This window comes from Bradyrhizobium sp. (assembly GCF_047605465.1).
In the GTDB taxonomy this organism is placed as follows: domain Bacteria; phylum Pseudomonadota; class Alphaproteobacteria; order Rhizobiales; family Xanthobacteraceae; genus Bradyrhizobium.
The window spans coordinates 1-18837 of record NZ_JASGFS010000092.1 but is presented as its reverse complement, the minus strand read 5'-3'; the positions used below and the strand labels follow the sequence as shown (position 1 = coordinate 18837).

General features: G+C 65.4%; 22 protein-coding genes and 1 tRNA gene. 14 read left to right on the top strand and 9 right to left on the bottom strand.

All coding sequences use genetic code 11. From position 1 onward, the window contains the following. From QM712_RS34240 to QM712_RS34230, 3 genes are all read left to right on the top strand, one after another. Nucleotides 1–1332: biotin/lipoyl-containing protein (locus tag QM712_RS34240; RefSeq protein WP_415027575.1), on the top strand; the 1332-nt coding region annotated here is incomplete at its 5' end. A gap of 145 nt (nt 1333–1477) precedes the next feature. Beyond that, nucleotides 1478–2344: an isocitrate lyase/PEP mutase family protein gene (locus tag QM712_RS34235; RefSeq protein ID WP_415027574.1), complete on the top strand. Its 867-nt coding sequence runs from the start codon at nt 1478–1480 to the stop codon at nt 2342–2344. Continuing rightward, a complete protein-coding gene (locus QM712_RS34230; RefSeq protein ID WP_415027573.1) occupies nt 2341–2640 on the top strand; it encodes an acylphosphatase in 300 nt (99 codons plus the stop codon). The genes QM712_RS34235 and QM712_RS34230 overlap by 4 nt, the downstream gene beginning before the upstream one ends. Nucleotides 2641–2688: 48 nt before the next feature. Here the strand turns inward: QM712_RS34230 and QM712_RS34225 are convergent, their stop codons facing one another. The 3 genes from QM712_RS34225 to lipB form a co-directional block, all read right to left on the bottom strand. Beyond that, entirely contained in the window at nt 2689–4209 is a 1521-nt protein-coding gene (locus tag QM712_RS34225; RefSeq protein ID WP_415027572.1) for an ATP-binding protein, read from the bottom strand. A 163-nt stretch (nt 4210–4372) separates the two neighbouring features. Continuing rightward, nucleotides 4373–5086: a DNA helicase gene (locus QM712_RS34220; protein ID WP_415027571.1), complete on the bottom strand. Its 714-nt coding sequence runs from the start codon at nt 5084–5086 to the stop codon at nt 4373–4375. A gap of 191 nt (nt 5087–5277) precedes the next feature. Continuing rightward, nucleotides 5278–6015: a lipoyl(octanoyl) transferase LipB gene (gene lipB / locus QM712_RS34215; protein ID WP_415027570.1), complete on the bottom strand. Its 738-nt coding sequence runs from the start codon at nt 6013–6015 to the stop codon at nt 5278–5280. Nucleotides 6016–6083: 68 nt separating this feature from the next. Here lipB and QM712_RS34210 point away from each other — a divergent pair, with 68 nt between their 5' ends. Both QM712_RS34210 and QM712_RS34205 read left to right on the top strand, forming a co-directional pair. Further along, on the top strand, nt 6084–6326 hold the full coding sequence (locus tag QM712_RS34210) for a FliM/FliN family flagellar motor switch protein (RefSeq protein WP_018647371.1): 243 nt from the start codon (nt 6084–6086) through the stop codon (nt 6324–6326). Nucleotides 6327–6464: 138 nt separating this feature from the next. Beyond that, a tRNA-Leu gene (locus tag QM712_RS34205) sits at nt 6465–6549 on the top strand. A 148-nt stretch (nt 6550–6697) separates the two neighbouring features. Here the strand turns inward: QM712_RS34205 and QM712_RS34200 are convergent. From QM712_RS34200 to QM712_RS34190, 3 genes are all read right to left on the bottom strand, one after another. Further along, nucleotides 6698–6898, bottom strand: coding sequence for a hypothetical protein (locus QM712_RS34200; RefSeq protein WP_415027569.1), 201 nt, complete (start codon nt 6896–6898; stop codon nt 6698–6700). A gap of 12 nt (nt 6899–6910) precedes the next feature. After that, entirely contained in the window at nt 6911–8116 is a 1206-nt protein-coding gene (gene zigA, locus QM712_RS34195; RefSeq protein WP_415027568.1) for a zinc metallochaperone GTPase ZigA, read from the bottom strand. Nucleotides 8117–8396: 280 nt separating this feature from the next. Beyond that, a complete protein-coding gene (locus QM712_RS34190; RefSeq protein ID WP_415027567.1) occupies nt 8397–8654 on the bottom strand; it encodes a hypothetical protein in 258 nt (85 codons plus the stop codon). A 292-nt stretch (nt 8655–8946) separates the two neighbouring features. Between QM712_RS34190 and QM712_RS34185 the strand changes: the two genes are divergently transcribed. Continuing rightward, complete coding sequence (locus tag QM712_RS34185) at nt 8947–9321, top strand: hypothetical protein (RefSeq protein WP_415027566.1); 375 nt, start codon at nt 8947–8949, stop codon at nt 9319–9321. Between the two features lie 8 nt (nt 9322–9329). On the opposite strand, the gene QM712_RS34180 is transcribed toward QM712_RS34185, so the two are convergent. Together QM712_RS34180 and QM712_RS34175 are read right to left on the bottom strand one after the other, a co-directional pair. Further along, nucleotides 9330–10583, bottom strand: a complete 1254-nt coding sequence (locus tag QM712_RS34180) for a polysaccharide deacetylase family protein (protein ID WP_415027565.1) — start codon at nt 10581–10583, stop codon at nt 9330–9332. Between the two features lie 165 nt (nt 10584–10748). Next, nucleotides 10749–11522, bottom strand: a complete 774-nt coding sequence (locus tag QM712_RS34175) for a polysaccharide deacetylase family protein (RefSeq protein WP_415027576.1) — start codon at nt 11520–11522, stop codon at nt 10749–10751. A 117-nt stretch (nt 11523–11639) separates the two neighbouring features. On the opposite strand from QM712_RS34175, the gene mgtE reads away from it, so the two are divergent. The 4 genes from mgtE (at nt 11640) to QM712_RS34155 (ending at nt 15412) form a co-directional block, all read left to right on the top strand. Continuing rightward, a complete protein-coding gene (mgtE, locus tag QM712_RS34170; RefSeq protein ID WP_415027564.1) occupies nt 11640–13058 on the top strand; it encodes a magnesium transporter in 1419 nt (472 codons plus the stop codon). A 115-nt stretch (nt 13059–13173) separates the two neighbouring features. Then, a complete protein-coding gene (locus tag QM712_RS34165; protein WP_415027563.1) occupies nt 13174–13476 on the top strand; it encodes a helix-turn-helix domain-containing protein in 303 nt (100 codons plus the stop codon). 99 nt (nt 13477–13575) lie between these two features. Then, a complete protein-coding gene (locus tag QM712_RS34160) occupies nt 13576–14394 on the top strand; it encodes an aldo/keto reductase (protein ID WP_415027562.1) in 819 nt (272 codons plus the stop codon). A gap of 49 nt (nt 14395–14443) precedes the next feature. Beyond that, nucleotides 14444–15412, top strand: coding sequence for a hypothetical protein (locus QM712_RS34155; RefSeq protein WP_415027561.1), 969 nt, complete (start codon nt 14444–14446; stop codon nt 15410–15412). Between the two features lie 37 nt (nt 15413–15449). Here QM712_RS34155 and QM712_RS34150 read toward each other — a convergent pair whose 3' ends face one another. Next, nucleotides 15450–16169: a DUF599 domain-containing protein gene (locus QM712_RS34150; protein WP_415027560.1), complete on the bottom strand. Its 720-nt coding sequence runs from the start codon at nt 16167–16169 to the stop codon at nt 15450–15452. Nucleotides 16170–16291: 122 nt separating this feature from the next. On the opposite strand from QM712_RS34150, the gene QM712_RS34145 reads away from it, so the two are divergent. The 4 genes from QM712_RS34145 to QM712_RS34130 form a co-directional block, all read left to right on the top strand. After that, nucleotides 16292–16954 carry a glutathione S-transferase family protein gene (locus QM712_RS34145; RefSeq protein WP_415027559.1) on the top strand — a complete coding sequence of 221 codons (663 nt, stop codon included), beginning with the start codon at nt 16292–16294 and terminating at the stop codon, nt 16952–16954. Between the two features lie 95 nt (nt 16955–17049). Beyond that, nucleotides 17050–17418: a YidB family protein gene (locus tag QM712_RS34140; protein WP_415027558.1), complete on the top strand. Its 369-nt coding sequence runs from the start codon at nt 17050–17052 to the stop codon at nt 17416–17418. A 190-nt stretch (nt 17419–17608) separates the two neighbouring features. Further along, nucleotides 17609–17812 carry a hypothetical protein gene (locus QM712_RS34135; RefSeq protein ID WP_415027557.1) on the top strand — a complete coding sequence of 68 codons (204 nt, stop codon included), beginning with the start codon at nt 17609–17611 and terminating at the stop codon, nt 17810–17812. Between the two features lie 156 nt (nt 17813–17968). Next, nucleotides 17969–18837, top strand: an 869-nt coding sequence (locus QM712_RS34130; protein WP_415027556.1) for a hypothetical protein, incomplete at its 3' end; no start/stop codon positions are given.

The following is an 18837-nucleotide window of genomic DNA, read 5'->3' as shown; positions in this document are numbered from 1 at the left end:
TGCTCGATCCAGCGCCGCAACCAGAAGGTCATCGAGGAAGCGCCGTCGCCGCTGCTGGACGAAGCCACCCGCCGCAAGATGGGCGAGCAGGCCGTCGCTCTGGCCAAGGCCGTGAATTACGATTCCGCCGGCACCGTCGAATTCGTCGCCGGGCAGGACAAGAGCTTCTACTTCCTCGAGATGAACACGCGCCTTCAGGTCGAGCATCCCGTGACCGAACTGGTCACCGGCATCGACCTCGTCGAGCAGATGATCCGCGTGGCCGCCGGCGAAAAGCTCGGCATCGCGCAAAAGGACGTCACCCTGACCGGCTGGGCGGTGGAGTCCCGTCTCTACGCCGAGGATCCGTTCCGCAACTTCCTGCCCTCGATCGGGCGTCTGGTGAAGTACCGTCCGCCGGCGGAGGCCAGCAAGGACGGCATCACCGTGCGCAACGACACCGGCGTGCAGGAAGGCGGCGAGATCTCGATCCATTACGATCCGATGATCGCCAAGCTCGTCACGCATGCGCCATCGCGCGCCGCGGCCATCGAGGCGCAGGCGACCGCGCTCGACTCGTTCTATGTCGACGGTATCCGCCACAACATCCCGTTCCTCTCGGCGCTGATGCATCATCCGCGCTGGCGCGAGGGCCGGCTCTCGACCGGCTTCATCGCCGAGGAATTCCCCAAGGGGTTCGCGGTGCGCGTGCCGGAAGGCGAGGTCGCACGGCGGATCGCCGCGGTCGGCGCCGCCATCGATCACGTGCTTGGCGAGCGCAAGCGGCAGATCTCGGGCCAGATGGGCGGCCGCATCGTGCAGCGCGAGCGCCGCCGCGCGGTCTGGCTCGACCGGGAAGAGATCCTGCTCGAGATCGCGCGCGAGGGCGATGCGATCGCGGTGCGGTTCGTCGATGCCGAGGGCAAGACCGGCAACGCGCATCTGCTGCAGTCGCCGTGGAAGCCGGGCGATCCGGTCTGGCAGGGCACGATCGACGGCCACTTCGTCGCGGTTCAAACACGCCCGATCGCCAACGGCATCCGCCTCGCGCATCAGGGCGTCGAGGTGCCGGTCTATGTCTGGACCGAGGCGGAAGCCGCTTCGGCACGCCTGATGCCGGTGACGACCGCCGCTGATACGGGCAAGAAGCTGCTCTGCCCGATGCCGGGCCTCGTGGTCTCGATCGCGGTGACCGAGGGGCAGGAGGTCAAGGCCGGCGAGACGCTGGCCGTGGTCGAAGCCATGAAGATGCAGAACGTGCTGCGCGCCGAGCAGGACGGCACCGTGAAGAAGATCCATGCCAGCCCCGGCGCGACGCTTGCGGTCGATGCGCTGATCCTGGAGTTTGCGTAAAGCGCTCCGGGCACAAGAGGAGAACCCTCACCCTGAGCAGCCGCGCCTGCGCGGCGTCTCGAGGGGCGAGGCCACCAGTTGGGCCTTCATCCTTCGAGACGCGCGGGAGCGCGCTCCTCAGGATGAGCAATTGAGGGAGGGCGCCATGGCCTTTCGTTCCCGCCGTGAGAAACTGCGATCGATCCTGTCCGGCGGAGCTTGCGTCCATCCCGGCTCGGTCTATGACGCCATCTCGATCCGCATCGCCGAGGATCTCGGTTTTCCACTCGGCATGTTCGGTGGCTCGGTCGCATCGCTTGCGGTGCTCGGCGACCCCGACGTCACGCTGATCACGCTCACTGAGCTGGCCGAGCAGATGCGGCGGATGTCGCGCGCCGCGGCACTACCGGTGCTGGTCGATGCCGACCATGGCTACGGCAATGCGCTCAATGTGCGCCGTACCGTGCAGGAACTGGAGACGGCGGGCGCCGCCGGTCTCACCATCGAGGATACGCTGCTGCCCGCCGCCTTCGGCGAAGCCAAGGCGCAACTCATCCCGCTCGAAGAAGGCGTCGGCAAGGTGAAGGCCGCGCTCGATGGCCGTGGCGATCCCTCGCTCGTCGTCATGGGGCGCACCGGAGCCGCCTCGATCACCTCGATCGACGATGCGATCCGCCGCGCCACCGCCTATGAAGCGGCCGGGGTGGATGCGCTGTTCTTCACCGGCATCAAGTCCCGCGCCGAACTCGAGGCGATCGTATCCGCCACGCATCTGCCGATCGTGCTCGGCGGCGCGCCGGACGAATTGAATGCGCTGGATTATCTCGCCGGCCAGCGTGTCCGCATTGCGCTCCAGGGCCATGCGCCGATCGCCGCCGCCACGCGGGCCGTCTACGAGACGCAGAAAGCCTTGCGCGAGGGGGCGGCGCCGAAGGAGCTGAGGGGATTGGCGTCGGGAGAACTGACCGGTCGCGTGATGCGCGAGGCCGATGTGAAGGCACGCGGCGCAGATTTCCTCGGGCTGAAAAAGTGAGCCGGGCGATCCTTCAGGTCATGATCCGCGGGCGCGTGCAGGGCGTCGGCTATCGGGCCTGGGTCGAGCATCAGGCCAGGACGAGCGGCCTCGAAGGCTGGGTCCGCAACCGCCGCGACGGCAGCGTCGAGGCGCTGTTTGCGGGCACACCGAAGCACGTCGCCGACATGGTCGCGTTGTGCCGGCACGGCCCGCCGTCCGCCCGCGTCGACAGCGTCACCAGCGAGACGGCAGGGATCGACGAATTGAATGTGCGCCGTGCGGGTGAGGCGTTCTCCGTTCTGCCGACGGTGTGAGCTCGCGGCAGCTACGTTCCTCTTGCCCAGCTCTCGCGAAGCGAGATGTCACCGCGGCAGCTTGGCGATCGCTTCGCTCAGCTCATGGATCTCGTACGGCTTGCGCAGGATCGGGAATTCGCCGCTCACGTCGGCGGCGGCTTCGCTGTAGCCGGTGGCGAGCAGGATCGGCAGGCCCGGGCGAGTTTCGCGCAGGTGATGGGCAAGGCCAAGTCCATCCATCTTGCCGGGCATGACGATGTCCGAGAACACGAAATCGACGCCGTTGTTCTCGATCTCGCGCAACGCGGCTTCGGCATCGGCGACCCGCCGGACATTGTAGCCGAGTTGCTCCAGCAGCCCGGTGCTGACGACGGCGACGTCGGGATTGTCCTCGACCAGCAGCACGGTGCCGCTGCCGCGGAATGATGCCGCTTCCGGTATCTCGCGCAAAGGCGCGTCCGGCCCGCGCGGCAGGAGGATGGTGAAGGTCGTGCCCTTGCCGAGTTCGCTCGCGACCATGACCGTGCCGCCTGCCTGATGGGCAAAGCCGTGCACCTGGGACAGGCCGAGCCCGGTACCCTTGCCGACCGGCTTGGTCGTGAAGAAGGGCTCGAAGATCTTGTCTAGCACGTCGCTGGGGATTCCGAGCCCGGTATCTGCAATGCTGATCGCGACGAATTCGCCGGCAAAAGGGGCTTCCGGCCGAACGATATTGCGTGAACCGATCGTCACCGTACCGCCGTCCGGCATGGCATCGCGGGCATTGATGACGAGATTGAGCAATGCGGTTTCGAGCTCCGAGACGTCGGTCTTGATCGACCATGTGTCGGGGGCGATGTCGAAGCCGAGGCGAACCGAACTCCCGACGCCCGCGTCGAGCACCTCGCGGATCGCCGCGACCCGGCCAGCGAAGTCGATCGCCTGCGGATTGACGCTCTGCCGCCGCGCGAAGGTAAGGAGCTGGTTGGTCAGCGCCGCGCCGCGCTTGGTCGCGGTCTCGATCGCCGACATCGCGCGATCGACCTTGGCATCATCGGCGGCCGCTCTCCTCAGGATGCCGAGGCTTCCGCTGATGATCATCAGAAGATTGTTGAAGTCGTGGGCAACGCCACCCGTGAGCTGTCCGAGCGCATCGAATTTCTGGGACTCGGCGAGCTGCTTCTGCATCGCCTCGAGCTTGATCTGTGCGTTGCGCCGTTCCGTGATGTCGCGTGTGATCTTGGCAAAGCCGATGAGCTCTCCGCTCTCGTAAATCGGATCGATCACGACGCTCGCCCAGAAGAAGGTGCCGTCCTTGCGGACCCGCCAGCCTTCCTCCTCGTAGCGGCCCTTGTCCCGGGCAATGCCGAGCGCCCGGGCGGGTTTGCCGTTCGCCCGGTCGGCCTCGGTGTAGAAGCGCGAGAAGTGCTGTCCGATGATCTCGTCGGGCGAGTAGCCCTTGATCCGCTCCCCGCCGATATTCCAGCTCGTGATGATGCCGGTCGGGTCGAGCATATAGAGCGCGTAGTCGGCGACACCCTCAACCAACAGCCGGAAACTCCGTTCGCTTTCGAACAAGTCTCTCTGCTGACTGGACTTTTTTACCATTCTCAAACCCCGCCTCGACCGGGGCAAACTCCCGCGGGTTCGTTTGGTTCCCGCGTTTGAAGAATTTTTAGGCAAATAAACCCGATGGTATGCAGGTGCGCGTCCCTGCATGAGCGGCGCGGGCGGCGACGCGTTTTCACCGTGCCGTTCGGGGCGGGGATCGTCAACTCGCCGCCCCGAACTGAATCCGGGCCTCGTTGAGAAAACACGTCTTGTCGAACAGCGTCAGCTCCAGCGGGTTTGGCAGCCTGACGTCGCCGAGGTCGGGGCAGGGCTTGATCGACGGGTCGTAGGACCGATCGATCTGCGAAATGAAGACCACGATCAATTCCTTGTCGCGTGCGAACGCCTTCAAGGTGCGCACCTGGACCGTCAGTTCGGGATTTGCCCGCTTCTGGTCGAGCAGTTGCAGATAGTCGATCACGACGACCGTCTCCGGGGAAGCGGCGGCCATTCGCTTCACGACGTAATCCGCGCTGATTGCGTCCGAGCAATCGACGTCGAACAGGCCACGAAACTGCGCAGGGTCCGCACCGATCGCCGGGAAGCGATCCAGGACCTGCTTCTCGGTATATTCGAGTGAGAAGAACGTGGCGCGACGGCCAGATCTCATGGCTTCCACAGCCAGCTCGAGGCTCAGGAGGGTCTTGCCGTGGCCGGGGCGCGCGCCGACCAGCACCAGATCGCCCGGCCGGAATTGGGCGTACATCCTGCTGGCCGGCGTTGTCGCACCGGCCTTGGCTGCGAGCATGCCCCAGGCGCTGAAGCCTTCGGTCGCGGCGACACGGTCGAGCGCGGCGTGGAGCGGAATCCCTTCCTCACGCGACAGGCGTTTCGCCTTGCGCTTGAGATGATAGATGGGTGCGGACAGTTTCATGGCGAGAACCTCCCATTGCGAGCATGATCGCAATCCCTCCTTATGCTTGGCGCTCGAACAGTCGGCCCGATGATCTATTCGCCCGGCATGTTGTCTGCTTTCCCGGTGGAGGGGGGAGGCGTGGGCGGCACCGGAATCAAGCATAGCTCATTCCGCGCCGGCCGAGAACAAGCGAGACCGTGCTCAAACGCCTAGGCGGCCGCTTCCGGTGCGAGCGCGCGGGTCGGCCCGAACAGCTCTTCGAACGCTTGGCGGAGCGCGACATCGACATCGGCCAACGTCACGAGCTGGCCGAGGTCGACCAGCGACGTGACGCCGTAGCGGGGATCGGCGACGCCACAAGGCACGATGCCCGCGAAATGCGACAGCTCCGGTTCGACATTGATCGCGATGCCGTGGAATGACACCCAGCGCTTCAGCCGCACGCCGATGGCGGCGATCTTGTCTTCGTGGTCCGGCCCCTTGTCGGGGCGTTTCACCCAGACGCCGACCCGATCCTCGCGGCGCTCCCCGCGGACGTTGAAGGCGGCGAGGGTCCGCAGAATCAGCTCCTCCAGGCTCGCCACATAGGCCCGCACGTCCGGCCGGCGGCGCTTGAGGTCGAGCATGACATAGGCCACGCGCTGGCCGGGCCCGTGATAGGTGAGCTGCCCGCCGCGCCCGCTGTCGAAGGTCGGGAAGCGGGGATCGAGCAGGTCGGACGTCTTGCCCGACGTGCCGGAGGTGTAGAGCGGCGGATGTTCGAGCAGCCAGACCAGCTCCGGAGCTTCGCCCGCCGCGATGGCCGCGACCCGCGCCTCCATGGCGGCCACCGCGTCCGGATAGGCCACGGGAGCGTCCGAAATCCGCCATTCCACCGGGGCGCCGGTGGATGCGGAAAACGACGTCAAATCGAGGTCTTGGCGGGGGTTTTGAGGCGAATTAACCATTGGCTAACCATAACGTGGTGATCATTGCGGGAGCAAATACAGAGTCCCTAGTTGCGGCGGTCCTGACAGTGCCCACTCTCGATAAAGTCACCGTGGATCTCATGGTCGTCCTCGGGACGACCACCATGCCGATCCATCAGGTATTACGTCTTTCCCGCGGTGCCATCATCGAGCTGGACGCGACCGAGGCCGACGAGGTCAAGGTTTTGGCCAACAATCTGCCGGTCGCCTCGGGCGTCGTGCTGGTCGACCGCAACCGGATCGCGGTCGAGGTCAAGCAGATGCTGCCGCGCTCGCCCGGCACTCGCTAGGCGGGGCAAAAGCGGGGCGGCTTCTTTTCCCCCGCCTGTGGAATTCAACGCCTTTGCAGGCTTGTATCCCCCTGACGGATTTGTTAGATCGGCGCCGCTGATCCGGCCAGCCTCAAAGCCTCAGGCCGGTATCTCCTAGCGCTCGTGGCGGAACTGGTAGACGCGCTGCCTTGAGGTGGCAGTGGGTAACACCGTGGGGGTTCGAGTCCCTCCGAGCGCACCACACCTTCAAAATATAATTGATATTGCACGGCTTTTTGCCGTGGCTGATCCCACCCCCGAAAGGGTGGGGTCATGGACCATTGGCGCGCGGGATTCGCCCTTGTCCGCGCCGGGCCCGCTTCGCGACTAGCAGGAAGCCCAGGCTTGGGTCAGTCGTTTTCGATCGCCGATCTTCGGAAAGGGATGGGGTCCGGGGCGTGCGCCTCCGGCTCTCGGCTGGCACGGTCATCGGCTGCGCCGCCGGCCGCAGTGTCCGGCGGGAAAATGCTGTCATAGATGGCGCGCGCCTCGCGAATGAGGCGCTCGCGCTCGAGCTCGGATTTCGAAACGAATCGAACGACGTTGTCCATGCGCGCGCCCGCCTAGGCGGCTTCGTCGGCGCGCCGCCAGACCGGAAACGGGTCCGCGAGCTTGGCCCATTCCGCGACGTTCATGGCGGGTTTGCCGGGAACGAGACATGCGTCGAGGCGGGCGCGGATCGAATCCTCGTCCATGCCGGTGCCGATGAACACGATCTCCTGTCGGCGATCGCCATAGACCTCGTTCCAGTTCGCGCGCATCGTCTTCCGCCAGAACGGATCATCGGGCCACCGTTCGGCCGGGACGCTCGCCCACCAGAAGCCAAGGGCCTGTGTGCGGATGATCGAACCTGCCTGGCTGATCTCGCCAAGCCATTGCGGGCGCGTCGCGAGCCAGAAATGTCCCTTGGCGCGAATGACGCCAGGCCATGATTCCTTGATGAACTTGTCGAACTTGACGGGATCGAACGGCCGCCGCGCGCGGTAGACGAAGTTCGTCACGCCGTATTCTTCGGTTTCCGGCACATGATCGGCAAAGCCGTAGAGCTCCTTGTACCAGAGCGGATGCTGCTGCGCCTTCTCGAAGTCGAATCGGCCGGTGTCGAGGATGCGATCGAACGCGACCTGGCTGTGGTTGGCCTCGATCAGATCGGCCTCGGGATTGAGCGCCCGGATGATCTGGCGCGCCGCCTCACGCTGCGCGGGCGCGGCGTCGTCGATCTTGTTGAGAACGATCACGTCGGCGAACTCGATCTGCTCGACGAGGAGGTCGACCAGGGTGCGCTTGTCGTTCTCCAGCGCTTCGCCGCGCTGATCGAGAAAATCGGTCGAGGCGTAGTCCTTGAGCAGATTCACCGCGTCGACCACGGTGACCATGGTGTCGAGGCGTGCGACATCGGAGAGGCTGTCACCGTCCTCGGTGCGGAAATCGAAGGTCGCGGCGACCGGAAGCGGCTCGGAGATGCCGGTCGACTCGATCAGCAGATAATCGAAACGGCCGTTCTCGGCGAGGGCGCGCACCTCCTTCAGGAGATCGTCGCGCAGCGTGCAGCAGATGCAGCCGTTGGTCATTTCGACGAGCTTTTCGTCAGTCCGCGACAGGTTCGCACCTCCATCGCGAACGAGGTCCGCATCGATGTTCACCTCGCTCATGTCGTTCACGATCACCGCCACCTTCAGGCCGTGCCGGTTGTTCAGGACGTGATTCAGCAAAGTGGTCTTTCCAGCCCCGAGGAAGCCGGACAAGACGGTGACGGGGAGTTTTTGCATGGAGATCGAAGAGCCTTTTCAGCGGGATGGGACGGCGACGTTTGGGAGAGGGCATTGGGACCGCGAATGTAATGTTATAACATTACATTCTTTGCAGGGGGCGTCTGTCAAGCCATTTACGGCTCCCCATAGGGTTCATTCGACTATTCAATGGGTTGGTGAGCCGACCGAGACGGCATGACGGGGAAGTCCGAACTCCGGCTCCTGCGGAGCTTGCAGAATTCCGCGCCTCAGGCCGCGCTTGGCGGCTTCATGACCGGAGAGATGGACAGCCTGACCGTCAGCCGTATTCCTCGCCGATCCCGTATTCCCGGTAGATTTCCAGGGGGTCGAGTTCGGGAAACAGGCGGCACTTGGCCTGGGCGAGGTGCAGGCTCACGGCGGCCGGCTCCTTGCCGCTCGAAAGCATCTTGCGGATGTCGTCCATATGCGCGTTGGGCTGGTGCTTCGGCGCAAGCTGCTCCAGCGCAACCAGCGCGGTCGCGAGGGCCTCGGTGAGGACCCATTCGTCGTGGCCCGTGATTCCCTTCTTCGGCATCGGCAGACCCCACGTGCAAGTGGCGGCCATAGTGTATCGCGGCTTCCGCCGAATCTCCATCGAGGCGTTGCGGAACGTGCGCGCTTGCGTGGAACACGGTGACGCCGCGCCGTCGCTTGCATTATGGCCGCGCGTGGCTAAAAGGCCCGCGGCGCGCGGGCGATCGTATCTTTGTTGAAACAAAGTTGGCGTAGACGACGCCTGCACGGCGTTCGGGCCGGCCGTTCCGGCCCGCAACCCAAATCCCCGAAATCGCAACACGCGTTGCGCGACTCCTCGAGCCGGAGCCAGCATGGTCTTCCTAAGTTTCGTCTACCGCTTCGTCACCAATTTCGCGTTCCTGGCGGTGGTCTATTTCAGCCTGAACTTCATGGAGAAGTATCCGAACCGGGCGATCCTCGCGATCCTCGTGCTGGTCTATACCGGCATGCGCGCGGCTTCGACGCTCCGCGCGTTCTACTTCTTCCAGAAGATCGAGAAGCTCGAGGCCGAGACGAAACGGTTGCAGGCGCCGATCAATGACGGTTCGGGCGGCACGACGGCACGCAAGCAGATCGTCACCGACGTCGCGCGGCTGCGGCGAGACGGCGAACTCAAGTCCTATATGGACTTGTTCTTCCTGGCGCTGATCGTGCTGCTCTGCGTTGCCAACATCATGCGGCAATAGGCGGCTGCTCAGGCCCGCTTCTTCACGCTGGTGGCGATGTGGGTCGGGCGGGACGTCGTGCCCTTGGCCTGCGTGGCGTGCCCCGGCGCGCCGCGTGTCGCGTGGGTGGTCCGGGCCGCGCGCGATTTGCCGGCTTTGCCCTTGACCTCGGCCGCCATCGCCAGACGCGTTGCGGCGCGTCGTGACAGGGTCGTCGATAGCAGCACTTCGACCGAGCCTTCCGGAATCGTAAAGAGATCGCGGCCGGGCACGGGTAGGGTGGATGCGACATCCGCCCGCGCCTTGGTCCAGCGCGGCAGCAGTGGCTGATGCGCAGCCTGCGCATTGAGATCGGCGAGAGAGGGCGCCGGAAGCGTCCTGGTCTGCGTGAACACGAAGTTCGGCACGCCCGGCCACCGCGCGATCGGCACCGTCTCGGTCGGCGGATGCAGCAGCCATTCCACCGCTGTGGTCGGCGTCGCGGGCCGGTCGGCGGTCGCGGGCACCACGTGGACGATACGATAGCCGCGCGCCTTGAGGTCGCGGATGATCCGCGGCAATGCCGCCACCGTGCGGGCCTGAATGTCGTGCAGCAGCAACACGCCCTTGCCCTTGGCCTCCAGCCGCTGGATCGCGAGCTGATAGACGCGATCGGACGAGATGTGCCGCCAATCGTCGGCCGGGAAATCGGCGCTCCAGACCTGGATGCCGCGCGAGATCAGGTAGTTCTCGACGCCTTCGGCGCGCATCAGACCGGGAATGCGGAAGAACGGCGCCAGCTTGGACGGATCGGTCATCGCGGCCGAGGTCCACTGGATGCCGCCGTTGATCTCGGTCTCGGCCTTGTCGATCGGCATTTTGTTGAACGTCAGCGGATGGTTCATGCTGTGGGTGCCGACGGTGTGTCCCGCCGCCACCAGCTTGCGAACCCCTTCCGGATTGGCCTTGGCCTGCTGACCGATGATGAAGAAGGTGGCCTTGATGCACTCGTCGGCGAGGATCTGGAGCACCTGGTTCGAGTATTTCGGGAGCGGACCGTCGTCGAACGTCAGGACGACTTCATGATCCCTGAGCGGCAGCGTTTCGCGGTACTGCATCGTGCCGATGCGCGGATGTTCGCGCGGATCGACCACGAGGGTCCGTGAGGTGCCGAGCGCATCGGGATGGCCGGGGCAATCGGCCGCGAGCGCCGCCGACGATGCGGTGGTCAGCAGGCCGAAGAACACGCCAAGGCACGGGACGATCCACGATCGCGTCCGGACAGAAACGCCACTTCCGATCATGAACCCCCGTCTGTCCTCATATGCGAATGCCGCCATATTCGTAGGTCGGAGACGCTCTGAAACGGTTCAGGCGCAGCTCTCCCATCATCATTGCATGGCGTAGCATGAACAGTTTGTTAATAGGGCCCACATCACCCCATTTTGCATTGGCGTGACATTCCGGCATCAACGCGCGTCGGCATTCTTCTGCGTCGGTGCGGCCGGAACCACGTGAACGATGCGATAGCCGTTGTCGCGCAAATACCGCAGGAAAGCCGGCATCATGGCGGCCGTGCGCGCCTTCGGATCGTGGAAGAGGATGATGCCCCGGCCGGCGGCCGCCAGGCGTTCCGTCACGAGCTTCAGTTCCTGTTCCGGCGTCATCTCGTTCCAGTCGCTGGCCCAGAGATCGGCCCCGAACACCACGATGCCGCGCGACTGGAGCAGGTCGAGCTGGGCCTGCGTCGACTCGAAATAGGGGAAGCGGAAGAACGGCGTCGAGGGCGTCGTCGTCGACACGCCCTTGAGCGCCTTTTCGTCGGCCGCGATCCCGCGATCGATCTCTTCTTTCGCCTTCTCGAATGGAATCCGCGCCATGAACGGATGCGACCAGGTGTGGTGGCCGATGGTGTGACCCTCGCGGGCGATGCGCTGGACCATCTCCGGATGCTCGGCGGCGTGCAGGCCGATCAGGAAGAAGGTCGCGCGCACGCATTCCTGCGCCAGCGCGGCGAGCACCTTGGATGTCGTCGGGGGATGCGGACCGTCGTCGAAGGTCAGCACGACCTCGTGATCCGCCAGAGGCAGGGTCTGCGGAAAGCTCTTCAACCCCACGCGCGGCGTGGTCTTGGCATCGACGCTCAGCACCCGCGACGTGCCGAGCGCGTCCTTGCGCGGGCACTCGGCGGCCCCGGCCGAAGCGGTGCCGGCGAGGGCGGCCAGCACGGCGCCCAGCGACATCGAGATCCAGTTCCGCCGAAGCATCTTTGTCATTGCGCTCGCGATTGCCTTGTGGGTATTGCCTGAGCTGCCGGCTCAAAACGGCCTGATCGAACCTGTCAAACGGCGAGGGGCGCCATGGATGAACGTATGGACGCCGCCCCCACCGAGGCCTCGGTACTCGACCACGTACCGATGCGCAATGAAGACGGCGAAATTCGTCACGAGTTCGTCGAGGAGATCGCCCACGCGATCGAGGCGGCCGACAGCGCCGTGCTGCGGGCCTGCGTCGCCGAACTGCACGAGGCCGATCTCGGCGATCTGATCGCGGCGCTCGCGCCGGACGACCGCGTCCGCCTGGTCGAATTGACCGGGCGCGACTTCGACTTCTCCGCGCTCAACGAGGTCGACGAGATCGTCCGCGAGGAGATCCTCGAGGAACTGCCGGCGGAGACGGTCGCAGAGGGCGTCCGCGAGCTCGAATCCGACGACGCGGTCGAGCTCCTGGAGACCCTCGACGAGGCGGAGCAGGAGGAGATCCTCGAGAAGCTGCCGCTGCAGGAGCGCGTCGCGCTCGAGCGGAGCCTGCTGTACCCGGAGAATTCGGCCGGCCGCCGGATGCAGACCGAGTTCATCGCGGTGCCCCAGGATTTCACCGTCGGCCAGGCCATCGACTACATGCGCGAGACGCCCGATCTGCCGGACCGGTTCTACGAGATCTACGTCGTCGACAAGGACCAGCATTGGCAGGGCGCCGTGCCGCTCGACGTGCTGCTGCGCGCGCGCCGCCCGGTGCCGCTCGCCGACCTCACCGACGAGAATCGGCGCCGTGTCTCCGTCCTGGAGGACCAGGAGGAGGTGGCGCGCATGTTCGGCAAGTACAACCTGGTCGCAGCACCCGTGCTCGATACCCAGGACCGCCTCGTCGGCGTCATCACCGTCGACGACGTCGTCGACGTGATCGAGGAGGAGGCGGACGAGGACCTCAAGGCGCTCGGCGGCGTCACCAGCGACGAAGAGCTGTCGGACACCTTCCTCACCATCGCCCGCGGGCGCTTCAACTGGCTGCTGGTCAACCTCGCCACCGCCTTCCTGGCGTCGTCCGTGCTGGGCCTGTTCGAGGGCCAGCTCGAGAAGATGGTGGCGCTCGCCGTGCTGGCGCCGATCGTGGCGAGCCAGGGCGGCAATGCCGCGACCCAGACCATGACGGTCGCGGTCCGCGCGCTGGCGACCCGCGAGCTGGGCTCCGTCAATGCATGGCGCGTGGTGACGCGCGAGGCTCTGGTCGGCCTGATCAACGGTCTCGCCTTTGCCGTGATCACGGGAATCGTGGCGGTGGCCTGGTTCAAGATCCCGGGCCTCGGCATCGTCATCGGGCTCGCGATGGTCTGCAACCTCGTTGCCGGCGCGCTCGGCGGCATCCTGATCCCGATGGCGCTCGAGCGCGTCAGGGCCGATCCGGCCGTGGCTTCCGGCACGTTCGTCACGACCGTGACCGACGTGGTCGGATTCTTCTCCTTCCTCGGCATCGCGACGCTGTGGTTCGGATTGAAGTAGGAGACGGCGACCGCACGCGCGTGTTTCGGGCGTGCTGCGCCGCGTCCGGGGCACGAGGGCATCATCTTTAATCCGAACTTAAGCGACCTGACGCATCATCGCGCTGCTTGGGGGAATGAGCATGCGTTTGCGGCTGAAGGCGGACGGGCGGATCGTGGAGTTGCGGGACGGGCAGGAGTTTCCGCTCCAGCCCTCGGTCCAGAACGCTTCGGCCGAGTCCGGCTCGCTCGCGGTGCGCGATTTGCGCCGCCGTGCCTGCCTCACCCAGATGGAATTTGCCGCCAAGCTCGGCGTTCCCGTCGAGACCATCCGCAACTGGGAGCAGGGCAAGCGGGCCCCGCGTGGACCGGCAAGAGCCTTGCTCGCGGTGATCGCACATGCGCCGGACACGGTGTTTCAGGCGCTCGCCAAGGTCTAGCTGGATCGGCCTATCCGGTCGGCCATGGCCGCTTTGGTTGGCAGTGCCGAGGTCCGGGTCCATAATGCCCATGGGACGGACGTAAGGCGAGGGCTCTTCATGCTGTTCGTCAAGGCCAACGGCGCGAGCATTCCGGCGATCGGGCTCGGGACCTGGGAGTTGAGCGGGCGAACATGCGCGCGCGTGGTCGAGCAGGCGCTGCGGCTCGGCTACCGCCACCTCGATACCGCACAGGTCTACGAGAACGAACGCGAGGTCGGCGATGGCTTGCGCGCCTCGGGCGTGCGCCGCGACGACGTCTTCGTCACCACCAAGGTCTGGACCAACCATTTCGCGCCCAACGATCTCGAACGTTCGGTCAAGGAGAGCCTGGTCCGGCTGCGGCTTCCCGCCGTGGATCTCGTGTTGCTGCACTGGCCCAATTCGCACGTGCCGCTGGCCGAGACGCTGGGTGCGCTCGCGCACGCGAAACGGATGGGGCTGACGCGCCACATCGGCGTTTCCAATTTCACGGTGGCGCTGATCGAGCAGGCGGTCGCGCTCTCGCCGGAGCCTCTCGTCTGCAATCAGGTCGAATATCACCCCTATCTCGATCAGACGAAGGTGAGGGCGGCCTGCGACCAGCACGGGCTTGCGCTCGTCGCCTACAGCCCGATCGCCAGGGGCCGCATCAAGGCCGACCGTACGCTCGCCGAGATCGGCCGCATCCATCGCCGGACGCCCGCGCAGATCTGCCTGCGCTGGCTCGTGCAACAGGATGTTGCTGCGATCCCGCGCACCTCCCGGCTCGAGCGGCTCTCGGAAAACATCGAGATCTTCGATTTCGAGTTGTCGGACGACGAGATGGCCAGGGTCTCGGCGCTGGCCAGTCCCAATGGCCGTCTCACGGACTTCGGCTTCGCGCCGAAATGGGATTGAGAGCAGGCGGCCCTGTGCTAGGACCAGCGCGGCAACCCAAGATCGGGCAATGGAACCGCGGAAGATCATACGGACGGACATTGCGGCGTCGGCGATCGCGCATCTGACGCTGGTGGCGCTGATCATCGTGATCAGCGAAGTCCATCCGTTTCGCGCCGCCCCGACCGAGACGGTGTCGGTCGACATCGTCACGCCCGAGCAGGTGAACGAGAAGGTCAAGGAGCAGGAGGCGAAGGAAGAGGTCAAGCCGCAGGACAAGGACAAGTTGCCCGACCTGCAATTGCCGAAGCTCGATTTCACCGACAAGGAAAAGGCTGAAGCGGCGCCGAAGCCTGCGGTCAAGCAGGAGCCCGCGTCATCCTCGTCGCCGCAGCCGCAGCCGCAGGCGTCGCCCGAGCCGCAGAAGCAACAGCCGCAATCGCCACCGGCCTCGAAGCAGCGCGAGGCCAACGCTCAGCCGCAATCCCCGCAACAGCAGAATCAGCAGCCGCCGCAGCAGGCTCAGCAAACGCCTCAGCAGCCGCAACCGGCGCCGCAGACGCCACCCCCGACGCCGCAGCCGCAGGCGGCGTCTCCGGCCTATCTGCCGCCGCAACCCGACGTCACCGTCAAATACGGCGTGATGCTGGGTCTGCCCCCGGAATTGCCGCCTCCGGCAAGGGAGGCGCCCAAGGATGACGGCGGCGATGCCAAGGACTCGATCGGCGCCAAGCTTCCGCCCGAGGTCATCGCGGAATTTCGCCGCCATCTGAGAAGCTGCGCAAAACTGCCGGCCGGTGTCGCGCCGACCGACAATGTGCACATCAAGCTGCGCGCGGTGCTCGCCACCGACGGCACGCTGGCACGGCCGCCGATCCTGATCGAGGCCCCGCCATCCGCCAAGGGCCCGTTGCTGGTCCAGTCCGCGATGAGCGCGCTGTTGGCCTGCCAGCCCTACAAAATGCTTCCGGCCGACAAGTATCAGGAATGGAAGGTGCTGGACCTGCCGTTCTCGCCGGGGGATTTCGGCGGAGCGTAGCCTGAAGGCCCGGCAAGGGCTTTGCGCCGAGGCTGGATCACCTCACGGCACTCTGCTTCCACGTCGGCTCCCCAGTCGTCTCGGGCGCCATCGCCACCCACGCGCTCGATGCGAATTGCCGCCGCCACGTCACGATCACGACCGCGGCCGTGGTCACGAACAGCACCCACGGGCTGACGAACCAGCCGAGATAGCCGAGCGCGAAGAAGAAGGCGCGCTGACCGCGGTTGAAGTGGCGGCCTGCGGACTCGAACAGGCGCGAGGTCCGGATGACGTGGGCTTCGGCCTCCGGCGTATCGCGTTGCGCGGCCGGCGGCATGCCGCCGAACAGGATCGCGACATAGTTGAATAGGCGATAGGCCCACGCGAACTTGAAGAACGCGTAGACGCAGATCAGCGCGAGGCCGACGCATTTCAGCTCCCACAGCGCCGGCGTCGGGCTGAGATCGACCGGCAGCTTGGCCAGAATGGTGATCGCGTCGTTGGTGGCATGCAGCAGCGCCAGTGCACCGCCGAGGGCGAACAGGCTGGTGGAGGCGAAGAACGCGGTGCCGTTCTGCAGCGAGGCCATGATCTGCATGTCGACCATCCGCGTCTCGCGTTCGAGCAGGCGGCGGACCCAGACCTCGCGATAGCGGTTCATGCGCGCCGACAGGCTGTCGCGGCCGTAGGCCGAATGCTCCAGCGTCACGGCGTACACCAGCCATTCGATCGCGAAGAAGCCGATGGCGGCGATGTCGACCCAATGTCTGCCCATGTCTTTCTCCTCGGCCGCAACGATTGCCATGCATGGCGGGAGGCGGCAACGATTGATTGGAGGCTGGCGAAAGCGCTACAAGCAGCTCGCACAAGGACGCCTGAAGCTCGAGGACTGGTCACATGGCTGCGCTGAAACTTGCGATCGGCAACAAGAATTACTCGTCATGGTCGATGCGGCCCTGGCTCGCGCTGCGTGCCAACGACATTCCGTTCGTGGAAACGGTCATCCCGCTCTACACCGACAATCCCGCCGACAAGGAGCAGATCCTCTCCTTCAGCCGCGCCGGCAAGGTCCCGGTGCTGGTCGACGGCGACGTCACGGTGTGGGATTCGCTCGCGATCATCGAATACATCGCCGAGCGCTATCCGGAGAAGAAACTGTGGCCCGACGACGTCGGAGCGCGCGCGCATGCCCGCTCGGTGTGCGCCGAGATGCATTCCGGCTTCGTGGCGCTGCGCAACGAATGCGGCATGAACCTGCACAGGCCGATCCGTCCCGTGACATTGTCGGCGGACGCCAAGGCCAACATCGCGCGCGTCCAGGAAATCTGGCGCGACTGCCGGGCGCGTTACGCTGCCAGGGGACCGTTTCTGTTCGGACGCTTCGGCGCGGCGGACGCGATGTACGCGCCGGTCGTGCATCGTTTTCGCACCTACGCGATCGAAGTTGCGCCGGAGGCTCGGGCTTACATGGAGACGATGATGGCGCTCCCTGCATTCCAGGAATGGACTCGCGACGGGCTCGCCGAAACGCTTCTCATCGACAGATTCGAGAACGTTTGATCGAGAATGTGATTGGGCGCCGCTTGACGGCATGCCGGGTGGTGGCGCTCAATCGCAGGTGGACGATCGACAAGAGGGCAAGAGAGGGGACTGCCATGGGAATCCTGGACTCGCTCGAAGACAATCCTGCGTTCCGCAGCATGCTCGGTCAGCTCGGTGCGACCGTCCTGCCTGCCGTGTTGAACGAGGTGCTCGGCAGTAATAATCAGGGAGGCCTGAGCGCGATCGTCGCCAAGCTGCAGCAGGCCGGCTTCGGCGATCAGGTCAAATCCTGGCTCGGCAATGGCCAGAACTTGCCGATCTCTGCCGATCAGCTCCGCGCCGTGCTCGGCAACGACACCGTGCGCCAGCTCGCTGCGCGCTACAATATTCCGGTCGACCAGATCAGCCAGATCCTGGCGCAGGAACTGCCCAAGGCCGTCGATCAGGCGAGCCCCAATGGCCAACTGTCCCATACCTCGTGAGGCCTCGGGTTCCAGCGGTATCATAAGCGCCCCGGTTTCACCGGTATCATCCTGAAAAAACTGTAGGTTTTGCGCGTTTGCCATGCTGTATGCCGCTGGCCAAAACGGCTTGCCGCGTGCTATAGACAAGCCGGGTTTCCAGCCGGCTCGTCGCAGTGGGACCCTGGGCACGGCCGGCGCTGTTTGAGTCATGGAGAGGGTGTTGAAGCATAAATTCCCCGTGGGCACGCGCGTGCTTTTCACCGCGAGCAACGTCGCGCGGCCGGCTGCCAGCGGTACCTATGAAATCATCCGCCTGCTGCCGACGGAAGGCGACGACTGCCAGTACCGGATCAAGAGCTCGACCGAAGCCTTCGAACGGGTCGCCAAGGAAAGCCAACTCGCCCAGTCCTGAAGTCGACAAGCCGACGCATTGGCGTCGCAGACGAATTTGTATTTTCCCGCCGTCAAAAGGCCCGTTTCGCCTCGACATGGTGGACCGGGGGCAGTTGCCGACTCGCGGTGCTCGCTTTGACCATTCGCTCTTTGCTCGCGTGAGGGGACGTCGCGCATGAACTGGGCATGGGCCACTTCGTTCGACCAAATCTGGCGCTCGCCGGCCTTTCCGATGTGGATGACGCTGGCAGCGGCTGGCTTCTTCGCACTGATCCTCCTGATTACGCTGGTGCGCGCCGAGAAGTCGGTCGCCAACGGCGCCCTGACGGTGATTACGCTGCTCTCCATCGCCATCGCCGTGGCTGCCACGGTGCGCGTCTATGGGCCGGCCGAGGAGGGGGCGCCGAGCGAAGCGCGGGCGCAGGGCACGATGACCGCGAGCCTGCCGGCGCTGTCCTGCCTCGATGATCTTGCCGGCGACACGGTGCTTGCCGGATGTGAGAAGGCGCTGTTCGGTTCGCCCGACGCGACTGCTGCCGCCGTCTCCTACACCGCGGCGAGGATCGACCGGCTGACCGCGCTTGGCGATGCCGCGAGCGCCGAGTCGAGCCTGACCCTGGACACAAGGGCGCTGCGCAAGTCGCTCGAGCATGACCGGTACGGCCTGGTCGCGCAGGTGCTGGTCGCCCGTGACGGCTGCACCCAGTTTGATTGCGCGGCGTTTCGCTCGCTGACAGATCAGCAGCACGTCGCCGCGAACATGGATTCCCATCTCTACGACACGCTGGTCGCACGCTATGCGCCGACCTGGAACGCGCCTGGAGCGCCGCCGATGCCGGTCTCCGCCGCGTTGGCCGGGCTGCCGCCATCGACGCCGACGGGCAAGCCGACCAATGCGGAGTTTCCGAGCGCTTCGTCGACGCCGCCCGTGAGCATCATGACACCGGAACCGGCGACCGGCTCGTCCGCTGCCGCGCGTCAGGCGCCCGCCGCCAACGCGGCACCCACGGCCCGGGCACCGGCGGCAGCCTCCGCGCAGGCGGC

Bases quoted from the DNA above. Each gene is read 5' to 3' on its own strand.
- QM712_RS34235 (WP_415027574.1), top strand. From the start codon at position 1,478: ATGGCCTTTCGTTCCCGCCGTGAGAAACTGCGATCGATCCTGTCCGGC.
- QM712_RS34225 (WP_415027572.1), bottom strand. From the start codon at position 4,209: ATGGTAAAAAAGTCCAGTCAGCAGAGAGACTTGTTCGAAAGCGAACGG.
- QM712_RS34220 (WP_415027571.1), bottom strand. From the start codon at position 5,086: ATGAAACTGTCCGCACCCATCTATCATCTCAAGCGCAAGGCGAAACGC.
- lipB (WP_415027570.1), bottom strand. From the start codon at position 6,015: ATGGTTAATTCGCCTCAAAACCCCCGCCAAGACCTCGATTTGACGTCG.
- QM712_RS34200 (WP_415027569.1), bottom strand. From the start codon at position 6,898: ATGGACAACGTCGTTCGATTCGTTTCGAAATCCGAGCTCGAGCGCGAG.
- zigA (WP_415027568.1), bottom strand. From the start codon at position 8,116: ATGCAAAAACTCCCCGTCACCGTCTTGTCCGGCTTCCTCGGGGCTGGA.
- QM712_RS34190 (WP_415027567.1), bottom strand. From the start codon at position 8,654: ATGCCGAAGAAGGGAATCACGGGCCACGACGAATGGGTCCTCACCGAG.
- QM712_RS34185 (WP_415027566.1), top strand. From the start codon at position 8,947: ATGGTCTTCCTAAGTTTCGTCTACCGCTTCGTCACCAATTTCGCGTTC.
- QM712_RS34180 (WP_415027565.1), bottom strand. From the start codon at position 10,583: ATGATCGGAAGTGGCGTTTCTGTCCGGACGCGATCGTGGATCGTCCCG.
- QM712_RS34175 (WP_415027576.1), bottom strand. From the start codon at position 11,522: ATGTCGCTGGGCGCCGTGCTGGCCGCCCTCGCCGGCACCGCTTCGGCC.
- mgtE (WP_415027564.1), top strand. From the start codon at position 11,640: ATGGATGAACGTATGGACGCCGCCCCCACCGAGGCCTCGGTACTCGAC.
- QM712_RS34165 (WP_415027563.1), top strand. From the start codon at position 13,174: ATGAGCATGCGTTTGCGGCTGAAGGCGGACGGGCGGATCGTGGAGTTG.
- QM712_RS34160 (WP_415027562.1), top strand. From the start codon at position 13,576: ATGCTGTTCGTCAAGGCCAACGGCGCGAGCATTCCGGCGATCGGGCTC.
- QM712_RS34155 (WP_415027561.1), top strand. From the start codon at position 14,444: ATGGAACCGCGGAAGATCATACGGACGGACATTGCGGCGTCGGCGATC.
- QM712_RS34150 (WP_415027560.1), bottom strand. From the start codon at position 16,169: ATGGGCAGACATTGGGTCGACATCGCCGCCATCGGCTTCTTCGCGATC.
- QM712_RS34145 (WP_415027559.1), top strand. From the start codon at position 16,292: ATGGCTGCGCTGAAACTTGCGATCGGCAACAAGAATTACTCGTCATGG.
- QM712_RS34140 (WP_415027558.1), top strand. From the start codon at position 17,050: ATGGGAATCCTGGACTCGCTCGAAGACAATCCTGCGTTCCGCAGCATG.
- QM712_RS34135 (WP_415027557.1), top strand. From the start codon at position 17,609: ATGGAGAGGGTGTTGAAGCATAAATTCCCCGTGGGCACGCGCGTGCTT.